The sequence below is a fragment of the Paracoccus albicereus genome, assembly GCF_024359525.1.
GTDB lineage: Bacteria > Pseudomonadota > Alphaproteobacteria > Rhodobacterales > Rhodobacteraceae > Paracoccus > Paracoccus albicereus.
The window spans coordinates 292,700-308,411 of the sequence record NZ_JAKZEU010000003.1; the positions used below are offsets into that span (position 1 = coordinate 292,700).

The 15,712-nt window shown below is 66.0% G+C and carries 17 protein-coding genes; 7 read left to right on the forward strand and 10 right to left on the reverse strand.

Going from position 1 to position 15,712, the window contains the following annotated elements; translation table 11 throughout:
* Positions 1-40: 40 nt before the first annotated feature.
* Together MLD63_RS10280 and MLD63_RS10285 are read left to right on the forward strand one after the other, a co-directional pair.
* Positions 41-832 (forward strand): 23S rRNA (adenine(2030)-N(6))-methyltransferase RlmJ, encoded by a 792-nt coding sequence (locus MLD63_RS10280; RefSeq protein ID WP_255329815.1) that lies wholly within the window; start codon positions 41-43, stop codon positions 830-832.
* 61 nt (positions 833-893) lie between these two features.
* Positions 894-1,733 carry a universal stress protein gene (locus MLD63_RS10285; protein WP_255329816.1) on the forward strand — a complete coding sequence of 280 codons (840 nt, stop codon included), beginning with the start codon at positions 894-896 and terminating at the stop codon, positions 1,731-1,733.
* 19 nt (positions 1,734-1,752) lie between these two features.
* On the opposite strand, the gene MLD63_RS10290 is transcribed toward MLD63_RS10285, so the two are convergent.
* Together MLD63_RS10290 and polA are read right to left on the reverse strand one after the other, a co-directional pair.
* A complete protein-coding gene (locus MLD63_RS10290; RefSeq protein WP_255329817.1) occupies positions 1,753-2,688 on the reverse strand; it encodes a cation diffusion facilitator family transporter in 936 nt (311 codons plus the stop codon).
* On the reverse strand, positions 2,688-5,486 hold the full coding sequence (gene polA, locus MLD63_RS10295; RefSeq protein ID WP_255329818.1) for a DNA polymerase I: 2,799 nt from the start codon (positions 5,484-5,486) through the stop codon (positions 2,688-2,690). Before polA ends, MLD63_RS10290 begins: the two co-directional genes overlap by 1 nt.
* Before the next feature lie 101 nt (positions 5,487-5,587).
* Here polA and MLD63_RS10300 point away from each other — a divergent pair, with 101 nt between their 5' ends.
* Positions 5,588-5,755, forward strand: a complete 168-nt coding sequence (locus MLD63_RS10300; protein WP_255329819.1) for a DUF2256 domain-containing protein — start codon at positions 5,588-5,590, stop codon at positions 5,753-5,755.
* On the opposite strand, the gene MLD63_RS10305 is transcribed toward MLD63_RS10300, so the two are convergent.
* Positions 5,752-5,946, reverse strand: coding sequence for a zinc-finger domain-containing protein (locus MLD63_RS10305; protein WP_255329980.1), 195 nt, complete (start codon positions 5,944-5,946; stop codon positions 5,752-5,754). The genes MLD63_RS10300 and MLD63_RS10305 overlap by 4 nt on opposite strands.
* A 225-nt stretch (positions 5,947-6,171) precedes the next feature.
* On the opposite strand from MLD63_RS10305, the gene MLD63_RS10310 reads away from it, so the two are divergent.
* Together MLD63_RS10310 and MLD63_RS10315 are read left to right on the forward strand one after the other, a co-directional pair.
* Positions 6,172-7,110, forward strand: a complete 939-nt coding sequence (locus MLD63_RS10310) for an ABC transporter ATP-binding protein (RefSeq protein ID WP_255329820.1) — start codon at positions 6,172-6,174, stop codon at positions 7,108-7,110.
* Positions 7,111-7,114: 4 nt separating this feature from the next.
* A complete protein-coding gene (locus MLD63_RS10315) occupies positions 7,115-7,564 on the forward strand; it encodes a GFA family protein (protein ID WP_255329821.1) in 450 nt (149 codons plus the stop codon).
* A gap of 40 nt (positions 7,565-7,604) precedes the next feature.
* Here the strand turns inward: MLD63_RS10315 and MLD63_RS10320 are convergent, their stop codons facing one another.
* From MLD63_RS10320 to MLD63_RS10330, 3 genes are all read right to left on the reverse strand, one after another.
* Complete coding sequence (locus MLD63_RS10320) at positions 7,605-8,303, reverse strand: ZinT family metal-binding protein (RefSeq protein ID WP_439957646.1); 699 nt, start codon at positions 8,301-8,303, stop codon at positions 7,605-7,607.
* 115 nt (positions 8,304-8,418) lie between these two features.
* Positions 8,419-8,799 carry a histidine triad nucleotide-binding protein gene (locus MLD63_RS10325; RefSeq protein ID WP_255329822.1) on the reverse strand — a complete coding sequence of 127 codons (381 nt, stop codon included), beginning with the start codon at positions 8,797-8,799 and terminating at the stop codon, positions 8,419-8,421.
* Positions 8,800-8,802: 3 nt separating this feature from the next.
* Positions 8,803-10,380 carry a DUF5928 domain-containing protein gene (locus MLD63_RS10330; RefSeq protein ID WP_255329823.1) on the reverse strand — a complete coding sequence of 526 codons (1,578 nt, stop codon included), beginning with the start codon at positions 10,378-10,380 and terminating at the stop codon, positions 8,803-8,805.
* A 142-nt stretch (positions 10,381-10,522) separates the two neighbouring features.
* Between MLD63_RS10330 and MLD63_RS10335 the strand changes: the two genes are divergently transcribed.
* Positions 10,523-11,341, forward strand: a complete 819-nt coding sequence (locus tag MLD63_RS10335) for a sulfotransferase family protein (RefSeq protein ID WP_255329824.1) — start codon at positions 10,523-10,525, stop codon at positions 11,339-11,341.
* Positions 11,342-11,403: 62 nt separating this feature from the next.
* Here MLD63_RS10335 and MLD63_RS10340 read toward each other — a convergent pair whose 3' ends face one another.
* From MLD63_RS10340 to fabD, 3 genes are all read right to left on the reverse strand, one after another.
* Positions 11,404-11,637, reverse strand: a complete 234-nt coding sequence (locus MLD63_RS10340) for an acyl carrier protein (RefSeq protein WP_255329825.1) — start codon at positions 11,635-11,637, stop codon at positions 11,404-11,406.
* Between the two features lie 299 nt (positions 11,638-11,936).
* Positions 11,937-12,674, reverse strand: a complete 738-nt coding sequence (fabG, locus tag MLD63_RS10345) for a 3-oxoacyl-ACP reductase FabG (RefSeq protein ID WP_255329826.1) — start codon at positions 12,672-12,674, stop codon at positions 11,937-11,939.
* A gap of 55 nt (positions 12,675-12,729) precedes the next feature.
* Complete coding sequence (gene fabD / locus MLD63_RS10350; protein WP_255329827.1) at positions 12,730-13,656, reverse strand: ACP S-malonyltransferase; 927 nt, start codon at positions 13,654-13,656, stop codon at positions 12,730-12,732.
* A gap of 188 nt (positions 13,657-13,844) precedes the next feature.
* Between fabD and MLD63_RS10355 the strand changes: the two genes are divergently transcribed.
* Complete coding sequence (locus tag MLD63_RS10355; protein ID WP_255329828.1) at positions 13,845-14,735, forward strand: cation diffusion facilitator family transporter; 891 nt, start codon at positions 13,845-13,847, stop codon at positions 14,733-14,735.
* 364 nt (positions 14,736-15,099) lie between these two features.
* Here MLD63_RS10355 and ndk read toward each other — a convergent pair whose 3' ends face one another.
* Complete coding sequence (ndk, locus tag MLD63_RS10360) at positions 15,100-15,522, reverse strand: nucleoside-diphosphate kinase (RefSeq protein WP_255329829.1); 423 nt, start codon at positions 15,520-15,522, stop codon at positions 15,100-15,102.
* Between the last annotated feature and the right edge of the window lie 190 nt (positions 15,523-15,712).

Genomic DNA, 15,712 nt, shown 5'->3' on the forward strand with positions numbered 1-15,712 from the left:
NCCGCTTTTCTTTTGCGCGGACGCTCGCTAGGGCTTCGGAATGCTCAGCTATCAGCACGCCTATCACGCGGGAAACCTGGCCGACCTGCACAAGCACGCGCTGCTTGCGGTGGCGCTGGACTACATGACCGCGAAGCCGAAGCCGCTGTCCTATCTGGAAAGCCATGCCGGGCGCGGGCTCTACCGTCTGGACGGACCCGAGGCGCGGCGCACCGGCGAGGCTCAGGCCGGCATCCAGCGGGCCGAGGCACAGGGCTGGCTGCCGTCGGATCATCCGCTGCTTCGCGCGCTGACAGCCGTGCGTCGTGGGCACGGCCCGGACGCCTATCCCGGTTCGCCGATGATCGCCGCGCAGATCCTGCGGCCCGACGACCGCATCGATCTGGCCGAACTGCATCCGGCGGAACATGCCGCGCTGGCCGGCCTGCCCGACCTGATGGGTCGCGCACGGCTTCACGCGCAGGACGGGCTGGCGATGGCCAAGGCCATGTGCCCGCCCGAGCCACGGCGGGGAATGCTGCTCATCGACCCCAGTTATGAGGTCAAGGCCGATTATGATCGGCTTCCCGGCGCAATCGCGGGGCTGGCGCGGAAATGGAACGTGGGCGTCATCGCGCTTTGGTATCCGATCCTTGCCGATGCGCGTCATCGCCCGATGGCCGAAGCGTTGATGCGCGATCATCCCGCGGCACTGCGAAGCGAGGTCGGCTTTGCCCCCGCGCGGGAAGGCCACGGGATGCAGGGCTCGGGCATGATCGTGTTGAACCCGCCCTACGGCCTGGAAGACGAAGCCGCCCGCCTCGACAGGATCTTCCGCCAGCGCGCCTGCTGACAAACCGACGCGATCGGCGCAGAATGGGTGCGATTCCATAGGTTTCGCGGGAGTTCACGCCATGGCCTACAAATCCATCCTGACCGTTCTGACGGAAGTCGCGCAGATGCGGCAACTCGATGCGGCGATCGCGCTGGCACGACAGAATGACGGCCATCTGGAGGTCTTCTGCCTGGGCGTCGATCGATCGCAGATGGGCTATTACTACGCCGGCGATCCGGCCTTCGTGTATCAGGACGTCCTCGATACCGCGATGGAGGGCGCGAAGGCGCTGGAAAAGCAGATCCGCGAGCGCCTGTCCGGCGAAGGCGATCTGCGCTGGTCGGTCGATTCAGCCGTGGCACAGGCGGGCGGGCTGAATTCGCTGATCGCGATCCGGGCGCGCTTTTCGGACCTGATGATCCAGACCCACCCCTACGGCGAAGGCGCCCCGATGGAGGCCGAGCCGGTGACCGAGGCCGCGATGTTCGACGGCGGCTGTCCGGTCCTCGTTCTGCCCGCCGCCGCGCATCCGGTCTGGCCGCCCAAGCGCGTGGTCATTGCGTGGAATAATTCCAGCGAGGCGATGGCCGCCGTTCGCTCGGCCCTGCCCGTCCTGACCGGTGCCGAGGCGGTCGAGATCACGGTGATCGACCCGCGCCCGCAGGTGCTGGACCGTTTCGAGCCAGGCGAGGCGCTGGCGCAGATGCTGGCCCGTCACGGCGTCGAAACGGAAATCGCCGTCATCGCCTCGGCCGGAAAGCAGGTCAGCGAGGCGTTGAATCGCCGCGCCATCGAAACCGCCGCCGACCTGATCGTGATGGGCGCCTATGGCCATTCGCGGTTCCGGCAGGCGATCCTGGGTGGGGCGACGCGCAACATGCTGGAAAAGGCGCGCGTTCCGGTCCTGATGGCGCGATAGACGCGGGCTTGATCGCCGGCTAAGCCAGCCGGTCGGCGCAGATCTGCGTTTCGGTCTCATATTCCACGGTCGCGTGGCCGATCTTGAAACGCTCGCGCAGCATCGCCTTGGCCGACACGACCCGGCCCGGATCATCCGCCACCAGATGGACAGAGGCCGCGTTGCGCTTTTCGTCGATCTGCCACAGGTGCAGATGGTGCGCGTCGGTGACGCCGGGCAGATCGCGCAGCGCATCCAACACCTCTTCCGCGTCCAGATGGGCGGGTGCCGCCAGCATCAGACTGCGGAAGACCGGCCCGATCTCGGACGCGACATGCCAGACGATCACCACCGAGATCGCCAGCGTCAGCAGCGGATCGGCCAGATACCAGCCGAAGACCCAGATCAGCAGACCGCCCAGGATCACCGCGACGGACACGCCCGCATCGGCAAGGTTGTGCAGAAAGGCCGCGCGGATGTTCACGCTGTCCTTCGCGGCGCGGTAGACCAGCGCAGCCGTAGCCAGATCGACGACCAGCGCGAAACCGGCCAGTCCCATGACCAGACCGCCCGCGACTTCGGGCGGGTTCGCCAGACGGCCGATCGCCTCGACCGCCAGCCATACCGACACGGCGATCAGGGCCAGAAAGTTGACGAAGGCCGCGATGATCTCGACTCGACCCCAACCGAAGCTCCACACCGGGGTCGCCGGACGTTGCGCCAGCCGCCGCGCCCCGAAGGCCAGGACCAGGGCCATCGCATCCGACAGGTTGTGGATGCCGTCGGCGATCAGCGCGGTCGAATCGGCGATCAGACCGCCCGCGACTTGGGCCACTGTCAGGGCAAGGTTGACGACGACCGCCCACATGATCGCGCGGTCACCCGCACCGCCGGTCGGTCGCAGATGGACATGCCCGTGATCATGGCCCGCATGATCGTGGCCGTGGCCCGCGTGGCTGTGCCTGTGTCCCGCCATCAATGCGCCTCGGCCCAGTTCTGGCCGATTCCCGCGTCGACGACCAGCGGCACCGAAAGATGCACTGCCGGATCGGCCGCGCCCTCCATCACCTGCCGCGCGACAGCGATCAGCGCGTCTTCCGCGCCCTCTTCGACCTCGAAGACCAGTTCGTCGTGGACCTGCAGCAGCATCCGTGCCGGCTGGCCCGCGATGGCCTTCGGCATCCGGATCATCGCGCGGCGGATGATGTCGGCAGCGGTGCCCTGGATCGGCGCGTTGATCGCCGCGCGCCGCGCGCCGCCGGCACCGGGACCCGAGGCGTTGATCTCGGGCGTGTTGATCCGCCGACCGAACAATGTCCGCACGAAGCCGTCGCGCTTGGCCCCGGCGATCGTCGCATCCATATAGGCGCGGATTTCCGGGAAGCGCTCGAAATAGGTGTTGATGAAGGCCTGCGCCTCCTCGCGCGGGATACGCAGGTTGCGGGCGAGGCCGAAGCCGGAAATGCCGTAGATCACGCCGAAATTGATCGCCTTGGCCTGCCGCCGCACATAGGGGTCCATGCCTTCGACCGGGACGCCGAACATCTGGCTCGCGGTCATCGCGTGAATGTCGATCCCGTCCTTGAACGCCTGTTTCAGCGCCGGGATGTCCGCGATATGCGCGAGGATGCGCAGCTCGATCTGGCTGTAATCGAGGCTGACCAGCCGATGACCCGGTGCGGCGACGAAGGCTTCGCGGATGCGCCGCCCCTCTTCGGTCCGCACGGGGATGTTCTGCAGGTTCGGCTCGGTCGAGGCGAGCCGCCCAGTCTGCGCGCCCGCGATGGAATAGCTGGTATGGACGCGCCCCGAGTCGGGATGGACATAGGTCGGCAGCGCATCCGTGTAGGTCGATTTCAGCTTGCTGACCTGCCGCCAGTCCAGAACGCGCGCGGGCAGGTCGTGACCTTCTGCGGCCAGATCCTCCAGCACCTGCGCGCTGGTCGAATAGGCACCGGTCTTGCCCTTCGCGCCGCCGGTCAGGCCCATCGTGTCGAAGAGGATCTCGCCCAACTGCTTGGGCGAGCCGATGTTGAACTTGTGCCCGGCAAGACCGTGGATCTCGTCTTCCAGCCCCGCCATCTTCTGCGAAAAGGCGTTCGACATCCGCTTCAGCGTATCGCCGTCGATGCGGATGCCCGCCATCTCCATCTCGGCCAGGACCGGAATCATCGGGCGTTCAAGCGTCTCGTAGACGGTCGTGACGCCCGCGGGCGGCAGCATCGGCGCGAAATGCTGCCACAGGCGCAGCGTCACCTCGGCATCCTCGGCCGCGTAGGGCGCGGCGCGGTCAATCGGCACCTGCGCGAAATTGACCTGCGCCTTGCCGGTTCCGATCAAATCCTTGATCGGGATGCAGCGATGGCCCAGATAGCGTTCCGCGACCTCGTCCATGCCGTGATTGTGCGAGCCCGCGTTCAGCGCGTAGGACATCAGCATCGTGTCGGCCAGCGGCGCCATGCGGATGCCGTGCCGGGCCAGGATCTTCCAGTCATACTTAGCGTTGTGCAGGATCTTCAGCACGCTGTCGTCTTCCAGCGCCGGTTTCAGCGCCGCGATCACTTCATCCGACGTCAGCTGTCCGTCGACGCGGGCGGTTCCCGCGAACAGGTCGCCCCCGCCCTCGACATGGCCCACCGGGATATAACAGGCCCTGCCCGGTGCGGTGGCAAGCGAAATGCCGACCAGTTCGGCCTGCATCTCATCAAGGCTGGTGGTTTCCGTGTCGATCGCGACATGGCCGGTGTCGTGGATATCGGCGATCCATTTCGCCAGCATCTCTGTCGTGGTCACCGTTTCGTAGATCGTGGTGTCGATCGCGGGCAGGTCCGGCGCGGGCGGGGCCTCGGCCGGCGGCGCGGATTTCACCGCCGGTGCCTCGGCACCCAATCGTTCCGCCACGCGCGCGGTCAACGTCCGGAACTCCATCTCGCTCAGGAAGCCCAGCAGCGTCTCCGCCTCGGCGTCGCGCACCTCCAGCGCCTCGAGCGCCACGTCCAGCGGCGTATCGCAATCCAGCGTGACCAGTCGTTTCGAGATGCGGATCTGATCGGCGAAATCGATCAGCGTCTGCCGGCGCTTGGGCTGCTTGATCTCTTCGGCCCGCGCCAGCAGCGTTTCCAGATCACCGTATTCCTGGATCAGCGTGGCGGCGGTCTTGATCCCGATGCCCGGCGCGCCCGGCACGTTGTCGATCGAATCGCCCGCCAGCGCCTGGATGTCGGTGACACGATCCGGGCCGACGCCGAACTTCTCGAACACCTCGTCGGGACCGATCGGCTTGCCCTTGATCGGATCCAGCATCTCCACCCCATCGCCCACCAGCTGCATCAGATCCTTGTCCGAGCTGATGATGGTGACGCGCCCGCCCGCGTCGCGCGCACGGCAGGCATAGGCCGCGATGATGTCGTCGGCCTCGTAGCCCTCGGTCTCGATGCAGGCGATGTTGAAGGCCCGCGTCGCCTCGCGCGTCAGCGGGAATTGCGGGCGCAGATCCTCGGGTGGCTCGGGGCGGTTGGCCTTGTAGTTCGAATAGATCTCATTGCGGAAGGTCTTCGCGGAATGGTCGAAGATCACCGCGGCATGGGTCGGCGCGTGGCTGCCGTGATCGTCGCTGACATATTTCCACAGCATGTTGCAGAACCCCGCGACCGCACCGACGGGCAGCCCGTCGGACTTGCGCGTCAGCGGCGGCAGCGCGTGATAGGCGCGGAAGATGTAGGCCGAGCCGTCGATCAGATGCAGGTGGTGGCCCTTGCCGAAGCTGTCGCCCATGGCCATGTCCTTTCCCGGTACGCCCCGGTTCTGCCACGTCCGCGAACGGGGTTCCAGCCGCGCCGGACGCTCGATGACGGTGCCTTGAGGAAAAGCCCGCGATGGCCCGGATGATCCGCAAGGGCGATCTGCCCACCAAGACCTGCGCCCGGTGCGGCCGGCCGTTCACCTGGCGCAAGAAATGGGCGCGGGACTGGGAACAGGTCCGTTATTGTTCGGACCGCTGCCGGGGCGAGGCCAAGCGCGAGACGTCGCGCGTGCCGGACTAGTGGCCGTGCGTCGCGTCCGGATCGATGACGAAGCGCTTGTCGCAATAGCCGCACTCGACGAAACCCGTCGCGGGCGAGATCGCAAGCCACACGCGCGGATGGCCCAGGCCCAGCGCCTCGTCACCCTCGCAGGCGACTTTCCAGGTCGTCACCACTTCGGTCTCCGGCGCGGGATGGGCTAGTTGGGCCAGCGGCTCGACCTGGCTGGTGGACAAGGGCACGCCGGCGCCGCCCTCGACCCCGCGGTCGACATTCGCCTGCCCGTCCGTTGTCCGCCTGTCGATCTCTTTGCTCATTTCCGCCGCCTCCTGCGCCCACGTCCCCGGGTTGCCGGGGACCGCGCGGTTTGATCTAACGCGCATCGTAATCGCCGCCCTGTCGGGGTGCAAGCAAGCCCGGGGGGATAAGGACCGCAGATGACCCAGACCGACCGCCCCGCCATCGAGATCGCCGGCCTGTCCAAGACCTATGCGGCCCAAGGTGGCGGTGCGCCCAAACAGGCGCTGAAAGCGCTGGACCTGCAGGTGCCGGCGGGCAGCATCTTCGGGCTGCTGGGCCCGAACGGCGCGGGCAAGTCCACCACGATCAACATCCTCGCGGGTCTGGTCAACAAGACCGCCGGCAAGGTCCGCATCTGGGGCTTTGACCAGGACGTGAACCCGCGCCAGTCGCGCGCCGCGATCGGGGTGATGCCGCAGGAACTGAACATCGACCCGTTTTTCACCCCGCGCGGCAGCCTTGAGGTGCAGGCGGGTCTTTACGGCGTCCCGAAATCCGAGCGCTGGACGGACGAACTGCTGGAGATGGTGGACCTCACCGCGCAGGCCAGCGCCTATGCGCGCACCCTGTCCGGCGGCATGAAGCGGCGCCTGCTGCTGGCCAAGGCGCTGGTCCATCGCCCCCGCATCCTGGTCCTGGACGAACCCACGGCTGGCGTGGACATCGGTCTGCGCGAGATGCTGTGGACCAACATCCGCCGCCTGAACGCCGAAGGGATGACCATCATCCTGACCACGCACTACCTGCAGGAAGCCGAGGCGATGTGCGACGAGATCGCCATCATCAACCACGGTGAACTGATCGTGCGCGACAAGACCGAGGCGCTGCTGGGCCGAATGGATAGCAAGACGCTGGTGATCGACACCGGCGGCGCGCGCCACGACACCCCGCCCCTGCCGGACGGCGCCCGCGCGGAATGGCGCGACGACGGGCAGCTTGCGATCAGCTATCCGCCCTCCCGCGTGCGGGCCGATGCGCTGATCGACGCGGTGCGCGGCGCGGGCGTGCCGATCGCCGACGTGGCGACCGAAGCGCCGCATCTGGAAGATGTCTTCGTCGAACTGACCAAGGGGTGATCGGATGGACGCGACCGGACAAAGTGTCACCTGCCGCTGCGGTGCCGTGCGCATCACCGTCAGGGGCGCGCCGCTATCGACCGGGATCTGCCACTGCAGCGGCTGTCAGGCGATGACATCCAGCGCATTCTCGGTCGGCGCGCTTTACCATCAGGACGCGGTCGAGATCACGGGCGATCTGGTGCCTGCCGGCCTGAAGGGCGCGCAGAACCACCTTGCCTGTGCCGACTGCCTCAGCTGGATGGTCACGAAGTTCGCGGCGATGGGCCCCATCGTGAATGTCCATTCGACACAGCTTGCGGCCTTGTCGGACCGTCCCCCCTTCATCGAGACCTGGACGGACGAGAGACTGCCATGGGTCGAAACCGGCGCCACCCATTCCTTCGCGGGCTTCCCGCCAGAGGCGGATTTCCCCGCGCTGCTGGCTGAATACGCGGGCGAAAGAACGGATTGATCGGCGCGGCCCCGAAGGCACGGGGCCACGCCTTCGATCGTCAATGCGCGGTCATCTCGGCCACGATCTCGTCCTTGCTCAGCGAGGACGGATAATAGGTCGGCCAGTTGGTCAGCTCTTCCAGCAGCGCGGCCCGGTCGTCGCCCCAGTAAAGGTGATAGTGATCGGCCTTCTGCGGCGCGATGATATGGTCGCTGAACTGGATGAAGGCAGGCGCCTCGGCATCGCCTTCGGTCTTGGCAAAGATGAACCGCACCCCGCGATTGCCCTTGTCATAGGTCAGGATCTCGTAGCCGTCGTCGGCATAACGCCCCTGCGCGGGCGTGCCGTCGCGGTAGAAGGTCACGGTGTCGCCCTCGATGGTGATCCGATCGACATCGGTCTGGTAGCCGGTCTCGTAATAGGCGCGGTATTCTTCGGCGGTCTTGTCGCCGGTTTCGGCCTTGTGCTCCATCACGGGGTTCAGATCGCCCGCCATCAGGTAGGGATAGACCGACTGCCAATCACCTTCCCAATCGCTCAGCGGACGCATCGCGACCTCGTCATCCTCGAAATAGCCCTTTGCGGCCGTCCTGTCGGCATCCGATCCGTGCGCATGGTCATGTGAGTGGGCATGGTCGTGGTCGTGGTCGTGGGAATGGGCCTCTTCACTCTGGCCTGCCGTCTGAGCCATCACCGCCGCGCCACTCATCAGGGTCAGGGCCGTCGCGGCAGCCAAGAGAATACGAAGTTCAGACATGCGGATATCCTTTCGCGCTGTATCGTGAGCGCAACCTGTATCCGTTATGTTATATAGTAACAATACCCGACGGACGGGGATCAGGGGCGGACTTCTTCCGCCCCCGTCAGAGAGGTTAGTCCCGCAAAGTCACCATCGGGCCCATGTTGCGCCCGCCCATGATGTGCAGATGGAAATGCGGCACTTCTTGCACGCCATGGCTGCCGGCATTGGTGATCGCCCGGAAACCCTGCCCCTGATCCAGCGACACGCCCTCGGCCCGCGTGACCTCGGCCGCAAGACGCATGAAATCCGTGATTTCTTCAGGCGAGGCATTCGCCGCGAAATCGTCGAACGAGACATACTTGCCCTTGGGGATCACCAGCACATGGACCGGCGTTTTCGGCGCGATGTCACGGAAGGCCAGCGCATGCGCGTTCTCCGCGACGGTGTCGTTCGGGATCTCGCCGCGAAGGATCTTCGCGAAGATGTTGTTGTCGTCATAGGCCATGGGCATTCCTCAATCGGCGAACAGATGCGGCGTTGCGGCCAGATCATGGCCGAGTTCTGCCGGAACATCCAGAAACCGCGCCAGCGCATCGCCGTTGGTTGTCTGGTCCTGTCCGGGACCGATCTCGGCGAACCAGGGCAGACCCATGTCGCGCAGCATCCGCGCCTCGTGTGCCAGATCGGCGCGCATGGTCGGGACCAGCGCCTCCAGCCGGTCGCGCGGCGTGCCCTGCCCCGCCAGACCGACACGGACGATGTGCCCGGCCAGATAGGCGTCGTCGAAATCGCCGTCGATGAACAGGACGCGGGTCGCGGCGCGGCTGGCGACCAGGTCGCGCAACAACGCCTGCGCCGCCGGGTCGATGCACAAGACCAACCGCCTGGTCTCCAACCGCTCCATCAGCACACCAATCAGTGCGCGCCGGTGACGCTGGCGCTTGTCCAGCGTGGTCTCGATCCCACCCAGATCCGGCAGCCCCGCGTCAATCTCGTTGAAGACATAATCGATCGCAGGCAGCTCGGTTCGGTCACGGATCGCGGCGGTCAGGCGCTTGGCCACATGCCATTTCTTCGCCACGATCACATGCAGCCGGTCGCCCCGGTCCAGGATCGCCGCATCGTCCCAGAAGCGCGGCGCGAAACGCCGCCCCTCGCGGCCGCGCGACACCAGAAATCGGTGCAGCGCAGGCCCCTCGCCCGAGATCGGAAAGTCGGTCCGGTCGGATTGCCACAGATCGGCAAGCTGCTGCAGCAGGTCCTGCGCCTCGGGGCTGACCTTTCGCGCGAACAGGTAATCCTGACGCAGAAGCAGGTCGAAATGATCGTTGTAGAACGTGACCGGCATCCCGTAATCGGTGAACATCAGGAAGGTCAGCGTCCGGCTGGCGATCTGGTTCGCTGGCACCAGATGCGGGACCAGCGTCTGGAAGAAGGTCTCGTCCGGAATCCAGGTCGTCGCGAAGAACCGCATCACATCGCGGCGGCGCGCGGCAAAGTCCAGCACGGCCTCGACCGTCTGGCGGCGCAGGCACCACCACTGGCTGCCGATCCGCATCGCCAGACCGTCAGGAACCTTTCGCGTCAGCCCAAGCCGGGCCTGCAGGTTCTGGCTTGCGTAGAACAGGCGCTTGTTCCGGCGCTCGTTGAACCAGTGGCGATAGATCAGCCTCTCAGCCTTGAAGCCGGTCTTGATCCAGTCGCTGTCGAAGAAATCGACGTTCTCGATGTAATCGACGTCTTCCGCGTCCAGCATCTCGTGCGCGTAGGCCGAGGATTTCACCGGCATGCAGTCGCCCGACATCATGTAGAGATGTGAGGCATCGGCGAACGTGTCCAGCGCGGCCCGCACGGCCTCCAGCGTGGCCGCGACCAGCGACCACTCGCCCCAGCCGCAACGGATGCGACGGCCCGCAAACACAACGCGCGGGTTGCCCGCCAGCGCCGTCTCGATCCGCTGCCATTCTGCCAGTGGCGCGCGCCCGTCGTAATGAAGCGCGACATAATCGCCCGATCCGGTCAGTCGGTTCACCTGGGCGATCACCCCGTCGGGGTTCTTGTGGCACAGCAGGATGAAGGCGATCTTGGCCATGCGATGCGTCAGGTTTCCGGTCGGGGATCGCGGTCGGGCGTTGAACTGGCGGGCATGATTTGCTTTTGTCTGTCACAAATCGGCGTCGTGGGGCAAGGCCGGCGACCGCCCACCGCGGCTGTTTTTCGAAGGTTGATCCGCCATGCCCTTTCCCGGCGTCTGGATGACGGAAAGCGAAAGCATGATCTATCGGGTCGTGCCCAAATGCGCCTGCTCGTCGATCGGCCAGATCATGTTCTATTCCGATCACGGCCGCTATTTCGACGGCGACATCCACGACAGCCGCGACGGCCTGCACAAATGGTCCCAGGATCACAGCCAGCAGCCCATCGACCAGGCGGTGCGCGGCCACACGGCGCTGACCTTCACCTGCGTCAGGAACCCCTATTCGCGGATCCTGTCATCCTTCTTCGACAAGATCGCGGGCATCCAGCGCAACGGCAAGCGCTACCGCGGCAACCTGCTGCCGCAACTCGCGCAGCGCTACGGCGTCGATGTCGGCAGCCCCGAAAACGGCTTCGAGTTCGACCAGATCGCCAGCTTCCGCCGCTTCCTGCTGTTCGCCCGCGACACGATCCGCTGGCGCCGCCCGATGGAGCCCGACATCCACTGGTCCGCGGTGTCCAGCCATGTCGCGACCTTCATCGCGAATGGCGGGCGTTACGACCAGATCTTCTTCACCGAGGATTTCGACGCCGGGATGCAGCGCGCGCTGGACGCCGCGGAAACCCCGGTCCCGGTCGATGTGGCGCAAGTCCCGCGCTTCAACGAATCCGAAGGCCACGGGCCCAAACGCGCACACAAGATCAGCGAGTATTTCGACGATCTGTCGCGTCACCTGATGTGGGAAATCTACAAGCGCGACTTCCAGCTGTTCCGCTATGATTTCGACGACCCCGACCGCAGGGGCCCGAAGGGCGAGGTCGATCTGGACGAGATCCACCGCAAGCTGGGCGAATAGCCGGAAACGAAAAACGGCGCCCCGCCGGGACGCCGCTTCGTGATCGCATCAGTGGTCTCGCCTCAGACGGCGGCCTTGATGAAGTTCACCGCATCGCCGAACGTCTGGATCGTCTCGGCGGCGTCATCGGGGATCTCGATGCCGAATTCTTCCTCGAAGGCCATGACCAGCTCGACCGTGTCGAGCGAATCCGCGCCCAGATCGTCGATGAACGAGGCGGAGTCGACCACCTTGTCTTCCTCGACGCCCAGGTGTTCCACCACGATTTTCTTCACGCGATCAGCGATATCGCTCATGTCCGTTCCTCACGTTTCACGGGCATCCGCCCAAGGGTTCCGCGTGCCGGCCGCGTTCGCGCATCCTTGCACGGCGTCTGAAGCCCAGGGGCGGTTCCCCTTTGGCCTTAAAGGCGGGGATATAGCATCGGCGCCCGGCCATGCAACCACATTCGCCTTGATGAACATTGGCGGCGCGGTCCGTCGCATCATCGCCGCACCGGCGTACATATCATCGCCGCACCGGCGTCTGCATCATCGCCGCACCGGCGTACATATGATCGCCGCACCGGCGCACGCATGGCCCCGGCACCCGGCCTTCAGACCATCGCCATGCCGCCGTTCACGTGCAGCGTGGCGCCGGTCATGTAGCCTGCTTCCGGGCTTGCCAGATACAGGACCGCCGCCGAGATCTCGGCAGGGTCGCCCATCCGTCCAGCGGGGATCTGACCCAGGATCTTGCCCTTCTGGTCGTCGTTCAGCTTGTCCGTCATCGCGGTGGCGATGAAGCCCGGCGCGACGCAGTTGACGGTGATTCCGCGGCTCGCGACCTCGTAGGCCAGGCTCTTCGACATGCCCACCAGCCCGGCCTTGGCGGCGGCGTAATTGCCTTGCCCCGGATTGCCGGTCTGGCCCACGACAGACGTGATGTTGACGATCCGCCCCCAGCGCGCCTTCATCATGCCCCGCAGCACCGCGCGCGACAGCCGGAAGGCGCTGGTCAGGTTCACGTCCAGAACCTGCGCCCATTCCTCGTCGGACATGCGCATGAACAGGTTGTCGCGGGTGATGCCCGCATTGTTGACCAGGATATCGACCCCGCCCATCGCATCAGAGGCCGCCTTCGGCAGCCCCTCGACCGCGTCGGGATCACCCAGATTCGCGGTCACGACATGCGCCCGATCGCCCAGCTTCGACGCCAGTTCCTGCAACGGCCCCTCGCGCGTGCCCGACAGCGCCACCGTCGCACCGGCCGCGTGCAACGCCTCGGCCACCGCGCCGCCGATCCCGCCCGAGGCGCCCGTCACCAGCGCCCGCTTACCCGTCAGATCGAACATGACGACCCCTTCTTCTTCATCCAAATATCCCGGAGCGCGAGGCAGAGCCTCGCTCTTAACCCTTCAGCGCCGCCACATCCGCAGGCTCGCCGATGTTGCGCACGGCGGCCTCCTTCGACACGCGCCGGATCATCCCCGACAGCGCCTTGCCCGCGCCGATTTCCCAGAACTCGGTCACGCCCAGTTCCGCCATGTTGGCGACGCTTTCGCGCCAGCGCACGGTCCCCGTCACCTGCTCGACCAGCAGGCGGCGGATCGCGCCCGGTTCGATCACCGGCTCGGCGCGGACATTGGCGATCAGCGGCACCGCGGGCGGCTGGATATCCACGCCCGCCAGCGCATCGGCCATCACCGCGGCGGCGGGCTGCATCAGCACCGAATGGAACGGCGCGGAAACCGGCAGCATCAGCGCCCGCTTGGCGCCACGCTCCTTGGCCAGGGCCGCCGCACGCTCGACCGCTGCCTTGTGGCCCGAAATCACCACTTGCGCGGGATCGTTGTCGTTGGCCGCTTCGCAGACCTCGTCCTCGGCCGCATCACGCGCCAGCGCGGCGACCGCCTCGAAATCCAGACCCAGGATCGCGGCCATCGCGCCCTGACCCACCGGCACGGCTTCCTGCATCGCCTGCCCGCGCATCCGCAGCAGGCGCGCGGTATCGGGCAGCGTCAGCGAACCGGCCGCGCACAGGGCCGAATATTCCCCCAGCGAATGACCGGCGACGAAATCGGCGTCATGGATGTTGATCCCTTCGCTCTCCAGGGCCCGGAATGCCGCCATCGAGGTCGCCATCAGCGCCGGCTGTGCGTTCTGGGTCAGGGTCAGCGTGTCCTGATCGCCCTCCCAGATCAGCGTGGACAGATCCTCGCCCAGCGCCTCGTCGACCTCGGCAAAGACGTCGCGCGCCGCCGGATAGGCCTCGGCCAGCGCACGGCCCATGCCCACGACCTGCGCCCCCTGCCCCGGAAACACGAATGCGCGCATGTTGACCCCCGATCCGCCTTGAAAATACGCTGTTGCGGGTTCCGGCATAGCCCGAAGGACGCCCTGCCGCAACGCATATGCCCGCCGTGCATCGCCCGCCCACGCAATCGGAAGGGTTGAGCCCGGCGTCGCCTTCTTCTAAGGGCACCGGACCGGACGGGTCCGGCACAGGCATGCAGGTGGCTAGCATGGATCGTTCTCAGCAGGCGGCGCTCGGCAGCGTCGGCATCGGCCTTCTGGTCTTCGCGCTCAAGCTCTACGCCTGGTACGTCACCGGATCGATCGCGCTCTATTCCGATGCGCTGGAAAGCATCATCAACGTCGTCGCGGCGGGTGCGGCCTTCGTCGCGCTGCGCGTGGCCTCGATCCCTGCCGACAGCAACCATCCCTACGGTCACCACAAGGCCGAATACTTCTCGGCCGTGTTCGAAGGTGTGCTGGTCGTGCTCGCCGCCCTCGCGATCCTGCGCGAAGCGTGGCAGGGCTGGTTCGCACCCGCGCCCATCGACGCCCCGGCACTGGGGCTTGCGATTAACGGCACGGCCTCGCTGATCAACGGGGTCTGGGCCGCCTGGCTGATGCGTCGCGGCCGCGCCCTGCGCTCGCCCGCGCTGATGGCCGATGCGCGTCACATCCTGACCGACGTCTGGACCTCGGCCGGCGTCATCATCGGCGTCATCCTCGTCACCGCGACGGGGATCGAGCGGCTGGACCCGGCCATCGCGGCGCTCGTCGCGCTCAACATTCTGTGGCAGGGCTGGACGATGACGCGCGAGGCCGCCGGGGGCCTGATGGACAAGGCGCCGGACGAGGCGATCGTGCAGGATCTCAAGCAATCGATCGCTCGCAACGCCGAGGGCGCGATCGAGGCGCATGACGTCCGCATCCGTCATGCCGGCGCGATGACTTTCATCGAATTCCACCTGATCGTGCCCGGAGAAATGAGCGTGGCCGATTCCCACGCCATCTGCGACCGGATCGAGGCTGCCCTTCGCGACGCGCTCGATGCCAAGGTGAACGTCCACATCCATGTCGAACCCGAACACAAGGCCAAGCACGACGGGATCGTGGTCCTGTAAGGACCGACCGACCCGCGCATCAGCCCCGCGGACCACCCGCGCAACGGCCTGCCTGCCGCAGATCGTCGCGCGTTTGCCCCAACGCCTTAAGTTTTCAGGAAAATCGCCTTGCCGAAGGCATCCCGGCGCAGCCGGGATCTCTTAACGCTTCCTGAACCGCACGCTCGCAGCCTGTGTACAGGTTGTGTACAGCCTGTGTACGCGCGGTGTACGGGCTGTGACCCGGCAAACCCTGCGAATGCTGGGCTTTTCGCGGCCTTGGGTGTTGCGCTGTTGCGCATCACCGCACGCTGGTGTTGCCGTTAAGCTTCGTGAACGAATAGGGGCGCCGAAGCGCCCCCGATCCGCGTCAAATCGACCTGTGTCAGCCGACCAGTTCGAGACCCGAGAAGAAGAACGCGATCTCTTCCTTCGCGGTCTCTGCCGCGTCCGATCCGTGGACCGAGTTCTCGCCGACGGACAGCGCGTATTCCTTGCGGATCGTGCCCGCATCGGCGTTCTCGGGGTTGGTCGCGCCCATCACTTCGCGGTTCTTCGCGATCGCGTCCTCGCCTTCCAGAACCTGCACCACGACCGGCTCCGACGCCATGAATTCAACCAGTTCGCCGTAGAACGGGCGTTCCTTGTGAACCTCGTAGAACTTGCCAGCCTGCGCGGGCGACAGGTGGATGCGCTTCTGCGCGACGATGCGCAGGCCCGCATCCTCGAACTTCTGGTTGATCTTGCCGGTCAGATTGCGGCGGGTCGCGTCGGGCTTGATGATGGAAAGCGTACGTTCGATGGCCATGTCGGCTCCTGTGTCTGGTGCGGCCGTGCCGCGTCATCTCGAAATCCGCGCCCGGTTAGCAGGAAGCCCCAGCGGCGGCAAGCCGCAGCACTTGGGACCCGGCGGCAAGCCGCAGCGAACCCCCGGCATTGCCCCGAAGGCCCGGACGTGTTTGGTGGTCCCCGACGCCTCCTGCCTCGAAAGACGCCGC

Coding starts and splice junctions, on each gene's coding strand:
- MLD63_RS10280 (WP_255329815.1), top strand. CDS start 41: ATGCTCAGCTATCAGCACGCCTATCACGCGGGAAACCTGGCCGACCTG.
- MLD63_RS10285 (WP_255329816.1), top strand. CDS start 894: ATGGCCTACAAATCCATCCTGACCGTTCTGACGGAAGTCGCGCAGATG.
- MLD63_RS10290 (WP_255329817.1), bottom strand. CDS start 2,688: ATGGCGGGACACAGGCACAGCCACGCGGGCCACGGCCACGATCATGCG.
- polA (WP_255329818.1), bottom strand. CDS start 5,486: ATGGGCGACAGCTTCGGCAAGGGCCACCACCTGCATCTGATCGACGGC.
- MLD63_RS10300 (WP_255329819.1), top strand. CDS start 5,588: ATGGCCCGGATGATCCGCAAGGGCGATCTGCCCACCAAGACCTGCGCC.
- MLD63_RS10310 (WP_255329820.1), top strand. CDS start 6,172: ATGACCCAGACCGACCGCCCCGCCATCGAGATCGCCGGCCTGTCCAAG.
- MLD63_RS10315 (WP_255329821.1), top strand. CDS start 7,115: ATGGACGCGACCGGACAAAGTGTCACCTGCCGCTGCGGTGCCGTGCGC.
- MLD63_RS10320 (WP_439957646.1), bottom strand. CDS start 8,303: ATGTCTGAACTTCGTATTCTCTTGGCTGCCGCGACGGCCCTGACCCTG.
- MLD63_RS10325 (WP_255329822.1), bottom strand. CDS start 8,799: ATGCCCATGGCCTATGACGACAACAACATCTTCGCGAAGATCCTTCGC.
- MLD63_RS10330 (WP_255329823.1), bottom strand. CDS start 10,380: ATGGCCAAGATCGCCTTCATCCTGCTGTGCCACAAGAACCCCGACGGG.
- MLD63_RS10335 (WP_255329824.1), top strand. CDS start 10,523: ATGCCCTTTCCCGGCGTCTGGATGACGGAAAGCGAAAGCATGATCTAT.
- MLD63_RS10340 (WP_255329825.1), bottom strand. CDS start 11,637: ATGAGCGATATCGCTGATCGCGTGAAGAAAATCGTGGTGGAACACCTG.
- fabG (WP_255329826.1), bottom strand. CDS start 12,674: ATGTTCGATCTGACGGGTAAGCGGGCGCTGGTGACGGGCGCCTCGGGC.
- fabD (WP_255329827.1), bottom strand. CDS start 13,656: ATGCGCGCATTCGTGTTTCCGGGGCAGGGGGCGCAGGTCGTGGGCATG.
- MLD63_RS10355 (WP_255329828.1), top strand. CDS start 13,845: ATGGATCGTTCTCAGCAGGCGGCGCTCGGCAGCGTCGGCATCGGCCTT.
- ndk (WP_255329829.1), bottom strand. CDS start 15,522: ATGGCCATCGAACGTACGCTTTCCATCATCAAGCCCGACGCGACCCGC.